Source organism: Bacteroides caccae (assembly GCF_002222615.2).
Lineage (GTDB): Bacteria > Bacteroidota > Bacteroidia > Bacteroidales > Bacteroidaceae > Bacteroides > Bacteroides caccae.
On record NZ_CP022412.2, the window covers coordinates 1,865,079 to 1,877,538 of the forward strand.

The window sequence follows — 12,460 nt, forward strand, 5'->3', positions numbered from 1 at the left end:
TGTGCTGATTAAATTAAAGAATAAATATATGTTGAACTTTAAATTCTATTTATTATGAAAGGAAATTTATGTAAGATTTTGTTGGCTGTTTCATTTCTTTTTCTTATGCCCAATCTTTGTATGAGCCAAAACTTAAAAGGTATCTGGAGACTTGTTCAGAATGACGCTACTTCACAAGTGACCAGATATAAGGTACTTGATAAAGAAGGTAAATTTTATAATGTAGATGCCTATGTTAAAAATGCAATGTACTTAGAAGCAGGAAACAGAGGTACGGGAAGCGTATTTTGTCCTTATAAGATTACTCGTTCGGGTGAGTATAATATTATTGCAGAAGGACTTTATTGTGAGGTATTGCATAATGAATATGGAAGAACCGCATCAGCTCTTGTTCCTATATCCTACCGGATTGACGGAAAACGAATGACGCTTTTATTCCAATTAGGCAACAGTGTTTACCGTGAAGTTTATCAGAAAGTATCGAAACTGGGTAAATAAAAGTTTTTACTCAATATGATCTTTTTTTAACGGAGGTACGAAAGTATCTCCGTTTCTTGTTCCGGATGAAACCAACGTATTTCCTCATCCCGCTTAAACCAAGTCATTTGTTTGCGTGAGTAAATGCGCGAATTTTGTTTTATCTTTTCGATAGCGAAAGGAAGTTCCCATTCTCCGTCCAGATATTTGAACAGTTCTTTGTAGCCTACTGTATTGAGTGAATTGAGATGTCGGTAAGGAAGTACGGAACGTACTTCTTCCAGTAATCCTTCTTGCATCATTTGGTCTACCCGACGGTTGATACGGTCATAAAGTTCTTCTCGGTCGCGGGTTAAACCGACTTTGATGATATGGAAAGGACGTTTTTTCTTTTGTTGTGTGCGGAAAGAGGTGTAAGTACGTCCGGTCATGTAGCAGATTTCCAGTGCATGAATCACCCGTTTTGGATTTTTCAAATCCACAATACGATAATACTCCGGATCTAGTAACCGGAGTTCCGCACAGAGTTGTTCAAGCCCTTCTTCCTCGTATTTCTGCAACATGAGCTGACGGGTTTCCGCGTCTACGGTAGGAATATCGTCAATACCTTTGCAAATAGCATCCACATACATCATTGAACCGCCCGTCAAGACAACCACCTCATGCTGCATGAATAACTTTTCGAGAATCTCCATTGCTTCCGTCTCATATTGCGCGGCGCTATAATAGTCTGTAAGATGAAGCGTTCCTACCAAGTGATGCGGCACACGTTCGAGTTGTTCGGGAGTAGGAGCGGCTGTCCCTATTTTCAGTTCAGCATATAACTGTCTAGAATCGGCAGACACGATATGAGTCTGAAAATTCTCGGCTAATCGCAGGCTTAATTCTGTTTTTCCTACGCCTGTGGGTCCTATCAGAGCGATGAGAGTGGGCATGGGGTTAAAAGTAGTAAGTATCGGTTGTTGAGTACTAAAACATGGAATTAAAAAATGTCAGGTATTAACTGCCCGGCACTGCATAGCAATTAATACCTGATACTTGATATTTAAGACTTAGAATTTATCTTCTTCGTATGGGTTGCCAGCGTCGCCTCCTCCTATGTCAAAACCTTCCTGATCGAAGTCCTCCATGTCGAAGTCCTGATCTCCGTAAAAGTTTTCGTCGAGGTCGAGCGAGCCACCGGCTGCGGCCATTTCTTCAAAATCAACAGTCTGTTTGGGAGCTTCTCCGGCTTTCTTAGTACATTTAGCACCATTCATATCTTTACCGGTGATAATTTCTGTCAGTTCGATGAAGAAACAACGTTCTGTCATGTAGTCGAACACATACAGTAACTTTTGTTTTTCGTCCTCTATCAGTTCGCTGATCGGAGTTTCTTTCATCACCCAGCTATCTATTTCCGGATTATCATCCATTTCTTCCAAAGTCACTTCTTTTTCTTTTTCCCAATCATCGTCGCAGATAAAGAAAGAAGTCATCTGGTCATTAGCATACCCTACTGATTTCAGTATAGCTTCATGGAAGTCGAAGAATGTTGCTTCCGGATCAATTTGTATTTCTCTGACAAAATCGTCAACTTCATCAGATATGATAGTAAATCTGTATATCATAATATGACTATTTTGAAGTGTTTATTTAATAATTCCACGCTCCGAGTTGCGGATGAATTCAATGATATAGTCAATCTCGGGACTCTTTTCAAATTCATCTTCGATTTTCTTCAATGCTTCAGTCGTGTTCAGTCCACTCTGGTAGATGATACGATATGCATTGTGAATATTCTCAATCACTTCGTTGGCGAAACCGCGACGGCGCAAGCCGATGATGTTGATGCCGCTGAAAGCGATCGGTTCGCGTCCTGCAATAATATAAGGAGGAATATCCTTGCTGAAGCGGCATCCGCCCTGAATCATTACATGACTGCCTACATGACAGAACTGGTGCATCAATACATTGGCACTAACAATAGCGTTATCATCAATCACGATTTCACCTGCCATTTTGGTAGAGTTCCCAATGATACATCCGTTACCAACCAGCGCATCGTGTGCCACGTGTACACCTTCCATTAGTAAGTTATTGTTGCCCACGATTGTGCGCCCTTTAGCTGCTGTACCACGGTTGATCGTGACATTTTCGCGAATCAGATTATTGTCTCCGATTTCGGCTGTTGACTCTTCACCGCGAAACTTGAGGTCTTGCGGAATGGCTCCGATAACAGCTCCCGGAAAAATAGTATTTCCGTTACCGATACGTGAACCATATAAAATATTGGCATTAGCCATAATCTTATTGTTGTCGCCAATAACCACGTTTTTATCTATAAATACAAAAGGCGCAATTTCTACATTTTCCCCGATTTTTGCTTCGGGATGAATATACGCTAAAGGACTTATCATGCTTTTAAATATCAATTATTACTTGTTTTTTACTATTTGTGCCATGAATTCCGCTTCACAAACCACCTTCTCGCCGACGAATGCATAACCTTTCATCGTGGAGATACCACGACGGATCGGAGCCAGCAATTCCACACGGAACAATAACGTGTCTCCCGGCACTACCTTTTGGCGGAATTTTACACCGTCTATCTTCATAAAATAGGTAGAGTAGCGTTCCGGTTCGTCAACGGAATTGAGGACAAGCAGACCTCCCACTTGTGCCATGGCTTCTACTTGAAGCACTCCCGGCATAACAGGTTCTTGCGGGAAATGTCCCTGGAAGAAAGGCTCGTTGGCGGTAATATTCTTGACACCTACGATATAGTTGGCACCAATTTCAATTACTTTATCTACCAGTTGGAAAGGATAACGGTGCGGCAGAAGTTCACGGATGCGGTTTACATCCATTATAGGTTCGCGGCTACAATCATAAGTCGGTGCCTGAATTTCGTGCAAGCGGATTTCTTTCCGCATCTGACGGGCAAACTTATTGTTGATTGTGTGTCCGGGACGGGTGGCGATGATACGGCCTTTGATCGGTTTACCGATTAAAGCAAGATCACCGATTACGTCCAGCAACTTGTGACGGGCACATTCATTCGGCCAAACCAACGGTTTATGATTGATATAACCCAACTGGTCGGCATCCATGTGAGGAACTCCCATTACGTCCGCCAGCTTGTCATAGCTTTCTTGCGACATTTTACGTTCGTAGATAACGATTGCATTGTCCAGGTCACCGCCTTTTATCAATCCGGCAGAGAGAAGAGGCTCTATTTCGCGAACAAAGACGAAAGTACGGCTGGCAGCCACTTCGTCTTTGAATTTATGCATATCTTCAAGTGTAGCAAACTGGTTAGGGATGATTGTCGAGTCATAAGAAACCAGTACATTCAGGCTAAAATTCTCATCCGGCAATACGATGATAGAAGAACCGGTTGCTTCATCACGGAATTCGATTTTAGATTTGATGATATAAAAGTCTTTGACAGCGCTTTGTTCTTCTGTCCCTACACGTTCTATTTCTTGTACATAATATTGTGCACTACCGTCCAGAATCGGAAATTCCGGACCATTCACCTGGATGAGGCAGTTATCAATGCCCAATGCGTAAAGGGCTGCCATACCATGCTCTACGGTACTTACTTTGACTCCGTTCTTTGATAACACGGTACCACGGGTGGTTTCCGTCACGTTGTCCGCTACTGCATCGATAGTTGGTTGTCCTTCCAGGTCAATGCGTTGGATTTTATATCCGTGATTGTCCGGAGCAGGATTAAATGTAACAGTGAGGTCAAGTCCAGTGTGAAGACCTTTCCCGCTCAGTGAAAAGCTATCTTTCAGCGTTTTTTGTTTCAGCATTGGTTACTTATTTAATAGTTGTTTTAATTCTTCTACTTCTTTGCGTAATTTGTTCAGTTCTGTGTACATATCCGGTAGTTTCTTAGTCACAATAGCCGCCTTGAAATACGGTTTCAACTCCATAGGAGGTGTTCCGATCAGTTGGTTGTCGGACTTAATGCTGCTTGGTACACCCGATTGTGCTCCGAGATTTACGCGGTCACCGATCTTGATGTGTCCGGCAATACCTACCTGTCCGCCAAACATACACCATTCGCCGATCTTGGTAGAACCGGCAATACCGACTTGAGCAGCCATTACAGTATGCGATCCCACTTCGTCGTTGTGGGCAATCTGTACCAGATTATCTATTTTGGCGCCGCTATGTATAACCGTTGCTCCCATGGTAGCCCGGTCAACACAGGTATTGGCACCTATGTCTACTTTATCTTCCAGAATAACGATTCCGATTTGTGGAATCTTATCATACCCGTTAGGAGTGGGAGCGAATCCGAATCCGTCGGCTCCGATTACCGCGCCGGAATGTAATATACACTCATTGCCGATACGGCAGTCATGATAAACGTTTACATTTGAGTAAAGCAGGCAACCTTTGCCTATCTTTACACCGTCTCCAACAAAAGTATGCGGGTAAATTTGAGTATTATCTCCGATGACGGCGTTCTCGCCGATATAAGCGAAAGCACCGATATATACGTTTTCGCCGATCTTGGCACTGGGTGCGACAAAAGCCAATGAATCTATCCCTTCTTTCTTGGGTTTGCTCATTTCATAAAGGTTGAGCAATTTTGCCAGGCTTTCGTAAGCATTGTCTACTTTGATAAGGGTGGCTTTGATCTCATGCTCGGGAGTGAAGTCCTTATTAACCAGTACAATGCTGGACTGTGTCTCGTAGATATAAGGTGTATATTTAGGGTTCGACAGGAAAGAAATAGCTCCGGGCATTCCCTCTTCAATCTTAGCGAATGTGTGTACCGTAGCGTTTTCGTCTCCAATGATTTCCCCTTGGATAAATGCTGCAATTTGCTTAGCCGAGAACTCCATGTCTTTTCTTTAAAATTTAATTAGTTCACAAATAACGGACTTTTTTTTCAGATTTCCGTGTTATTGCATGAATATTTTATACTTATCTGTGCAATCTCTGGTAGCAGAGATAGTATTTCTTTACCTTTTTGGACAATAATGAGATGTTCAGCATGTCCGATGCTTCGGCAATATTTTTGATAGTGCCGTCCTTGTAGATAATGTCAATACTGTCATCTGCCGGGTCGTACATATTCTTTTCGATGCTGGGGGTAGAGACAAAATAGTTCGCTTCGGAAAGGGTTATGCCTAGTTGCTGGCTGATGTGCAAAGTTAATTCTTTTTTTCTGTCCTTACTAATCGGTTCCGACGAAATTTCCACTTTAAAGATATTTCGGTTGATCATTCCCAGGCTTAAGGTGGAAAGAACTTTGTCAGGATGAGTGCTCCATACTTTTAAAGCAGTCCAGATATCATTATCATCCAGTTGGATGAAATTTTCCAGACAATCGGGATTATGATAGAACTCCTGGTGATTGATATCATTGTAGAGGAAGAAACGCAATGCGGGCGATGCAAATAATTCTACACCTTTTGAGGCAAGTTCCTTAGCACGTAGCAGGGTGCTGATGAGCATTCTTTCATAAGCAACCGAGGTCTTGTGCAGATATACTTGCCAGTACATCAGGCGGCGTGCAGTCAGGAAATTCTCAATAGAATAGATGCCTTTCGATTCGATAACGAGGCGGTCGTCCGCCACGTCGAGCATTTTGATGATTCTTGCCGAACCGATATTCCCTTCCGTTACACCGGTGTAGAAACTGTCGCGTCGAAGATAATCGAGCCTGTCCATATCCAGTTGCCCGCTTACAAGCTGATGCAGGAAACGTTTCGGATATTCGTCCTTGAAGATTTGAATGGCAAGGCTGAGTTGCCCGTTCATCTCCTTGTTCATCCGTTCCATGAGTATAAGGGAGATTTCTTCGTGAGAAACTCCTTTGACAATGGTGTTTTCGAGCACATGAGAGAAAGGACCGTGACCGATGTCGTGCAGCAGGATAGCCGCTTGTACAGCTTCAGCCTCGCTGTCAAAGATAAAATTACCTTTGGAGGCCAGTTGGGTGATAGCTTCGCTCATCAGGTAGAAAGCACCTAATGAGTGTTGGAAGCGGGTATGTTGTGCGCCGGGATATACTACCGAGGAGAGCCCTACTTGCTTGATGCGGGTAAGACGCTGCAAAAGGGGATGCCGTACAATATCATACAGCAGCCCCTTTGGAATATTGATAAACCCGAATACAGGGTCGTTGATTATCTTTCTTTCGTAAGGCATTCGTTTCTTTTAGAGATTCTTTATTCTTTTAGAGAATGGCTTTTAGCTGCTCTGCCATTTGTGCCTGTACTTCTTGTGCGGCAGTGCGGGCAGCTTCGGCAAATTTCTCTGTCTTGTCCACGTAGATAATTCCACGGGACGAGTTAACAATTAACCCACAGGTACTGTTCATTCCATACTTGCAAACTTCTTCGAGCGAGCCGCCTTGTGCTCCGACACCCGGAACGAGAAGGAAGTGATTAGGAACAATTTTACGGATGTCTTCAAACGCACGTCCCTGAGTAGCGCCTACCACATACATCATGCGGTCATCGCCTGCCCATTCCTGTGATTTGCGCAACACTTTCTCAAACAAGCGTTCACCGTTCACGTCTTCCGTCAACTGGAAGTCATGAGAACCTTTGTTGGAAGTCAGTGCCAACAGGATCACCCATTTGCCTTCGTAGGTCAGGAACGGAGTTACGCTGTCCTCGCCCATATAAGGAGCTACGGTTACAGAGTCTATGTCCAGTTCTTCGAAGAAAGTACGGGCATACATGGCGGAAGTGTTTCCTATATCGCCACGCTTTGCATCGGCAATGATGAACTGGTCGGGATAATTATCTTTGATATATTTTACTGTCTTTTCAAAGGCAATCCAACCTTTCACGCCCATGCTTTCATAGAAAGCGAGGTTTGGCTTGTAAGCAATGCACAAGTCGGCTGTTGCGTCGATGATAGCTTTGTTGAAAGCGAAGATCGGGTCTTCTTCCTTCAGCAGATGTTCGGGTATTTTCTTGATGTCGGTATCAAGTCCTACGCAAAGGAATGATTTCTTGCGTTTTATGTTTTCAAATAATTGTTGCTTATCCATTTCTATATAAATGTTTTAAAGTTCGCTTTCTTTCAGACGTTCCGCATTTTCCGCCACAATCAGGTGGTCGATGCAATCTTGGATATCTCCGTCCATGAAGGCGGTCAGATTATAGATCGTATAATTGATACGGTGGTCGGTAATACGTCCTTGTGGATAGTTGTATGTACGGATTTTAGCAGAACGGTCTCCGGTAGATACCATTGTTTTACGTTTGGAAGCAATGTCATCGATATATTTCTGATGTTCCTTGTCGTAGATAAAGGTACGGAGGCGGGCCAGTGCGCGTTCCTTATTTTTCGGTTGGTCGCGCGTTTCGGTACATTCAATAAGGATTTCTTCCGCTACGCCTGTATTCGGATTCTTCCAGATATAACGCAGGCGTACACCGGATTCCACCTTGTTGACATTCTGTCCGCCGGCGCCACCGCTTCGGAAAGTATCCCATTTGATTTCTCCTTCGTTGATGACAACGTCAAATTCTTCCGCTTCGGGGAGTACGGCTACCGAGGCAGCGGATGTATGTACACGTCCCTGCGTCTCTGTGGCGGGAACACGCTGTACGCGGTGCACTCCCGATTCGTATTTCAATGTCCCGTAAACGTTATCACCCGTCACGCTGCAAATGATTTCCTTGAAACCGCCGGCTGCCCCTTCGTTGGCGCTGGATACTTCCATTTTCCAGCCTTTGGTTTCGCAATACTTGGCATACATACGGAAAAGGTCGCCGGCAAAGATAGCGGCTTCGTCGCCTCCTGTACCGCCACGGATTTCGAGAATCGCATTCTTGCTATCCTGCGGGTCGGCGGGAACAAGCATCAGTTTGATTTCCTCTTCCAATACGGGAAGACGTTCCTGACTACTGTCCATTTCTTCTTTTGCCATTTCGCGCATATCGGCATCCGATTCATTGGCTAGAATGTTTCTGGCCTCTTCAATATTACCCAGCAGCTGCATATATTCCTTGCGGGCTTTCATCAAATCATCCAGTTCCTTATATTCTTTCGTCAGTTTGACGTAACGTTTTTGGTCGGCAATCACTGCCGGGTCGGTGATAAGGGTAGATATTTCTTCAAAACGGGCTACAAGTCCGTCTAATTTCTCTAATATGGTACTGTTATCTGCCATTCTTTAGTATCTGAATTCTCCGAATTCGCTCTTAATGATTAATTCTGTCTGTTCACACGCTTCGATACGTCCTACAATCTGTGCGGGGATGCCGAAAGATTCGGAAATAGCAATCACCTCTTCGGCATGTTCCGGTGACAGGTAAACTTCGAGACGGTGCCCCATATTGAATACTTTGTACATTTCTGCCCAGTCCGTGCCGCTCTGTTCCTGTATAGTCTTGAACAACGGAGGAACGGGGAACAGATTATCCTTCACAACACGTACATTTTCTACGAAATGCAGCACTTTGGTTTGCGCACCGCCGGAGCAGTGAACCATGCCATGAATTTCGGAGCGGAGTGCATCCAACAGTTTCTTTACCACCGGAGCATACGTACGGGTAGGAGAGAGCACTAGCTTGCCCGCATCAATCGGAGAACCTTCCACGCTGTCAGTCAGTTTCAGTCCGCCGGAATAAACCAGTTCTTCGGGTACTGCCGCATCGTAACTTTCCGGATATTTCTCTGCGAGATATTTGCCGAATACGTCATGGCGGGCACTTGTAAGACCGTTGCTACCCATACCGCCATTGTATTCTTTTTCATAAGTAGCCTGTCCATAAGAGGCCAATCCTACAATAACGTCACCCGGGCGAATGTTGGCATTATTGATAACGTCCGAGCGTTTCATGCGGCAAGTCACGGTAGAGTCAACGATAATTGTGCGTACCAGATCACCGACATCAGCAGTTTCGCCACCGGTAGCATATACGCCTACACCCATTTCGCGAAGTTCGGCCAGCAGTTCGTCCGTTCCGTTGATGATTGCAGAGATCACTTCTCCCGGAATCAAGAGTTTGTTACGTCCGATAGTGGAAGAAACGAGGATGTTGTCTACGGCACCTACACAGAGCAAGTCGTCGATATTCATAATCAGGGCGTCTTGTGCAATACCTTTCCAGACAGACAGGTCGCCTGTTTCTTTCCAGTACATATAAGCAAGGGATGATTTTGTTCCTGCACCGTCGGCATGCATGATGTTACAATAGTCAGGGTCACCTCCCAATATGTCCGGGATGATTTTGCAGAAAGCTTTCGGGAAAATTCCTTTGTCGATGTTCTTGATGGCGTTGTGCACATCTTCTTTTGATGCGCTTACGCCACGCATCATGTATCGTTGATTACTCATGAGTTATAGAATTATTTTGTATACGGCTGCAAAAGTACTGCTTTTTTTTCGTACAGCCAACTATCTTATTAGAAATGCCGTTGCTTATCTCTAGAACTCTACTTTCGGAGCTTTTTCACTTCCTTCTTCTGCTTCAAAATATGCTTTCTTATCGAAACCGAACATACCTGCAAAGATATTTTTCGGGAAGCGGCGGATATTGGTGTTGTAAGCTTGTGCAGCATCGTTGAAGTTTTTGCGTGCTACGTTGATACGGTTTTCCGTTCCTTCCAGTTGGGCTTGCAGCTCAAGGAAGTTCTGATTGGCCTTCAGGTCGGGATAGTTTTCCGTGATAGCCAGCAACTTACCTAGTGCTGAAGTTACGGCACCCTGTGCTTTCTGATATTCTGCCAGCTTCTCCGGAGTCAGGTCTTCGGCATCCACTTTGATTTGGGTCGCTTGGCTGCGTGCTGCGACAACTCCTTCCAAAGTCTCTTTTTCGTGCGTTGCATATCCTTTTACGGTATTTACCAGATTCGGAATCAAGTCTGCACGACGTTGGTATTGAGTTTCTACATTTGCCCATTGACCGGTAACATTCTCGTCCATAGTAACCAGACCGTTATATACACTTACTGCCCATATAACAAGGATAGCCACAACGGCTAAGATGATGATAATTGACTTTTTCATGTTTCTTGTTTTTTTATTGAAATTGATAATCTGATTGTTTCTAGTTTTAGAACCGGGAGCCGGCACCGCCGCCTCCGCCCATTCCTCCTCCGAAGCTGCCGCCGCTAAAACCTCCGCCTCCTCCGAAACCTCGACCTCCTCCGAAGCCACCGATAAACGGACCGCCTCCGCCGCCACCCCGATGGTGATAATCATTGTCATAACTTTGGTGGCGACGCACGAGTGTATGTCCGCAGTTCCTGCACGTATAAGTAATATCTTCGGTCTTCACTCCGTTGATTCGGGAAACAAGCCTGCTTCCGCTTCTTTGTAATTGGTGTTTCCCGCAATTCGGGCAACGGCTTTGTTTCCGTGCTGCAAAAAAGGCGAGTCCCCCGCCGATAGCGAAGAAGCAGAAAAGAGCGAGGAAGAAATCAAATGAACCTCCGTCTCCGGGTTCCGCTAGAGAATCATTCTCCATAGAACCATCGAGCCGTTGACAAGTTGCTTTCAAACCTGCCACCATTCCTGCGTCCCAGTTCCCATCTTTCAGATAAGGAATCATATATTTCGTTTGAATCCTTTTGCAGATTGCATCCGGAAGCACACCTTCCAAGCCGTAGCCGGTATAAAATTGAATACAACGTTGGTCGGTAACTAATAAAATAACCAGACCATTGTTTTTGTCTTTCTTCCCTACACCCCATTTATTCAGCAGTTGGTGGCAAAAGTCGAAACAGTCTGTCTCCCCGATAGAGGGAACTACGGCAACCACCGTTTCAATGCCCGTCTGCTGTTCCAATGCATATAGCATGGCATCTATGCTGTCACAAGCCGCTTGCGACAGTATTCCCGCCGGATTACAAACATATTGCATCTTGTTTTGCAGGTGGACTTTGGGAAGATTATCTACCGTGTATACTTTCTCCTGAGCTTGCAGAGGAAACAGCAAAAAGGCGGCAATTATAAATGTGAATATTGATTTCATAACAGTTGTTTTACATTTGCAAAGATAGAAACTTTTTCTGTTATGGTTTTAAAACTCTTTGTTATAATAGGTTTAATGAATGTATCGCCCGACGAAGTCACGGACTTTATCGGTGTACTCCTGTTTATTCTCCTGGTATGAAACGGCATGAGCAGCCCCCGATACAATCCAAAGTTCTTTAGGCTCCGGTTTTGCTTCATAAAGCGGGTACACCATCCAGGTGGGCACATACGTGTCTTTGTCTCCGTGGATAAACAACATCGGTAACTTGCATTTCGCCACCTGCTTCAATGAGGAAGCCTCTTTGAAGTTCCACCCGTATTTTTTCTCACATAGCCAGCTTGTGGTATACATCAGTGGGAAAGGAGGAAGAAAGAAGGACGATTTCAGTTCATGCGAGAACTCATCCCATACGCTGGTATAGCCGCAATCTTCCACAAAGCATTTGACAAAAGGCTGCTGCTCCTCACCGGACACCATCATGGTGGTCGCACCTCCCATTGAAATACCGTGCACCGCCATTTGAGTGCTGTCTCCAAAAATCTTGTTGGCAATGTTCATCCATTGGAGTACGTCAAAACGGTCTTTCCACCCCATTTGAATGGCACGCCCTTCGCTCTCGCCCTGATGTTGAAGGTCGGGGAGCAGAATGTTATAGCCCAAATCACGGTTGTACAAATACCCGATCATAAACATACGAATGGCGTTATCCGTATATCCGTGAACGATCACTGCCGTCTTGTCGGTCGGTTTAGGGGCGGCAACATAATATGCATGAAGCTGGATACCGTGCGGATTGATAATAAAAGTATCTTTGAGTGCGTCCGCTTGGCGCAAACTATCCACCCATGGGCGGAGGAATGGATAGTTTCTGTACATATAGGGATAAGAGTCAGCATCTTTAGACAATATCTTGGCATCCGGGGTCAGAGAGAAATTCAACATATAGAAACTCCCGCCGATTGTACAACCGGTCAACAGCAGCACGACAATGATAATGACATAAATAATTCTCTTTCTCATAACTTATCCCA

The 12,460-nt window shown here is 44.7% G+C and carries 13 protein-coding genes; 1 reads left to right on the plus strand and 12 read right to left on the minus strand.

Annotation, left to right across the window (positions count from 1 at the left end):
• Window positions 1-54: 54 nt before the first annotated feature.
• Window positions 55-498, plus strand: coding sequence for a hypothetical protein (locus CGC64_RS07300; RefSeq protein ID WP_005677289.1), 444 nt, complete (start codon window positions 55-57; stop codon window positions 496-498).
• Window positions 499-524: 26 nt separating this feature from the next.
• Here CGC64_RS07300 and miaA read toward each other — a convergent pair whose 3' ends face one another.
• The 12 genes from miaA to CGC64_RS07360 all read right to left on the minus strand — a co-directional run bounded on the left by miaA (window position 525) and on the right by CGC64_RS07360 (window position 12,449).
• The gene (gene miaA / locus CGC64_RS07305) at window positions 525-1,412 is read right to left on the minus strand and encodes a tRNA (adenosine(37)-N6)-dimethylallyltransferase MiaA (protein WP_005677290.1); all 888 of its coding nucleotides are present in this window, start codon (window positions 1,410-1,412) and stop codon (window positions 525-527) included.
• Between the two features lie 117 nt (window positions 1,413-1,529).
• The gene (locus CGC64_RS07310) at window positions 1,530-2,087 is read right to left on the minus strand and encodes an IS1096 element passenger TnpR family protein (RefSeq protein ID WP_005677291.1); all 558 of its coding nucleotides are present in this window, start codon (window positions 2,085-2,087) and stop codon (window positions 1,530-1,532) included.
• A gap of 21 nt (window positions 2,088-2,108) precedes the next feature.
• A complete protein-coding gene (gene lpxA, locus CGC64_RS07315; protein ID WP_005677292.1) occupies window positions 2,109-2,876 on the minus strand; it encodes an acyl-ACP--UDP-N-acetylglucosamine O-acyltransferase in 768 nt (255 codons plus the stop codon).
• Between the two features lie 18 nt (window positions 2,877-2,894).
• The gene (locus CGC64_RS07320; RefSeq protein WP_005677293.1) at window positions 2,895-4,280 is read right to left on the minus strand and encodes a bifunctional UDP-3-O-[3-hydroxymyristoyl] N-acetylglucosamine deacetylase/3-hydroxyacyl-ACP dehydratase; all 1,386 of its coding nucleotides are present in this window, start codon (window positions 4,278-4,280) and stop codon (window positions 2,895-2,897) included.
• Between the two features lie 3 nt (window positions 4,281-4,283).
• On the minus strand, window positions 4,284-5,324 hold the full coding sequence (lpxD, locus tag CGC64_RS07325; RefSeq protein ID WP_005677295.1) for a UDP-3-O-(3-hydroxymyristoyl)glucosamine N-acyltransferase: 1,041 nt from the start codon (window positions 5,322-5,324) through the stop codon (window positions 4,284-4,286).
• Between the two features lie 82 nt (window positions 5,325-5,406).
• A complete protein-coding gene (locus CGC64_RS07330) occupies window positions 5,407-6,636 on the minus strand; it encodes an HD domain-containing protein (RefSeq protein ID WP_005677297.1) in 1,230 nt (409 codons plus the stop codon).
• A 28-nt stretch (window positions 6,637-6,664) separates the two neighbouring features.
• Window positions 6,665-7,489, minus strand: a complete 825-nt coding sequence (gene pyrF / locus CGC64_RS07335; protein ID WP_004301706.1) for an orotidine-5'-phosphate decarboxylase — start codon at window positions 7,487-7,489, stop codon at window positions 6,665-6,667.
• A gap of 15 nt (window positions 7,490-7,504) precedes the next feature.
• Window positions 7,505-8,617, minus strand: coding sequence for a peptide chain release factor 1 (gene prfA, locus CGC64_RS07340; protein WP_005677299.1), 1,113 nt, complete (start codon window positions 8,615-8,617; stop codon window positions 7,505-7,507).
• A 3-nt stretch (window positions 8,618-8,620) separates the two neighbouring features.
• Window positions 8,621-9,787, minus strand: coding sequence for an AIR synthase related protein (locus tag CGC64_RS07345; protein ID WP_005679956.1), 1,167 nt, complete (start codon window positions 9,785-9,787; stop codon window positions 8,621-8,623).
• Window positions 9,788-9,877: 90 nt separating this feature from the next.
• Window positions 9,878-10,459, minus strand: a complete 582-nt coding sequence (locus tag CGC64_RS07350; protein ID WP_005677303.1) for a LemA family protein — start codon at window positions 10,457-10,459, stop codon at window positions 9,878-9,880.
• Window positions 10,460-10,505: 46 nt separating this feature from the next.
• Complete coding sequence (locus CGC64_RS07355) at window positions 10,506-11,426, minus strand: TPM domain-containing protein (RefSeq protein ID WP_005677304.1); 921 nt, start codon at window positions 11,424-11,426, stop codon at window positions 10,506-10,508.
• A gap of 72 nt (window positions 11,427-11,498) precedes the next feature.
• A complete protein-coding gene (locus tag CGC64_RS07360; RefSeq protein ID WP_005677305.1) occupies window positions 11,499-12,449 on the minus strand; it encodes an alpha/beta hydrolase in 951 nt (316 codons plus the stop codon).
• Window positions 12,450-12,460 lie beyond the last annotated feature (11 nt).

What these genes read in the sequence shown, in the direction of transcription:
- CGC64_RS07350 (WP_005677303.1), bottom strand. Translation starts at nt 10,459, where the DNA reads ATGAAAAAGTCAATTATCATCATCTTAGCCGTTGTGGCTATCCTTGTT.
- CGC64_RS07355 (WP_005677304.1), bottom strand. Translation starts at nt 11,426, where the DNA reads ATGAAATCAATATTCACATTTATAATTGCCGCCTTTTTGCTGTTTCCT.
- CGC64_RS07310 (WP_005677291.1), bottom strand. Translation starts at nt 2,087, where the DNA reads ATGATATACAGATTTACTATCATATCTGATGAAGTTGACGATTTTGTC.
- CGC64_RS07330 (WP_005677297.1), bottom strand. Translation starts at nt 6,636, where the DNA reads ATGCCTTACGAAAGAAAGATAATCAACGACCCTGTATTCGGGTTTATC.
- lpxD (WP_005677295.1), bottom strand. Translation starts at nt 5,324, where the DNA reads ATGGAGTTCTCGGCTAAGCAAATTGCAGCATTTATCCAAGGGGAAATC.
- prfA (WP_005677299.1), bottom strand. Translation starts at nt 8,617, where the DNA reads ATGGCAGATAACAGTACCATATTAGAGAAATTAGACGGACTTGTAGCC.
- lpxA (WP_005677292.1), bottom strand. Translation starts at nt 2,876, where the DNA reads ATGATAAGTCCTTTAGCGTATATTCATCCCGAAGCAAAAATCGGGGAA.
- pyrF (WP_004301706.1), bottom strand. Translation starts at nt 7,489, where the DNA reads ATGGATAAGCAACAATTATTTGAAAACATAAAACGCAAGAAATCATTC.
- CGC64_RS07360 (WP_005677305.1), bottom strand. Translation starts at nt 12,449, where the DNA reads ATGAGAAAGAGAATTATTTATGTCATTATCATTGTCGTGCTGCTGTTG.
- CGC64_RS07320 (WP_005677293.1), bottom strand. Translation starts at nt 4,280, where the DNA reads ATGCTGAAACAAAAAACGCTGAAAGATAGCTTTTCACTGAGCGGGAAA.
- miaA (WP_005677290.1), bottom strand. Translation starts at nt 1,412, where the DNA reads ATGCCCACTCTCATCGCTCTGATAGGACCCACAGGCGTAGGAAAAACA.
- CGC64_RS07345 (WP_005679956.1), bottom strand. Translation starts at nt 9,787, where the DNA reads ATGAGTAATCAACGATACATGATGCGTGGCGTAAGCGCATCAAAAGAA.
- CGC64_RS07300 (WP_005677289.1), top strand. Translation starts at nt 55, where the DNA reads ATGAAAGGAAATTTATGTAAGATTTTGTTGGCTGTTTCATTTCTTTTT.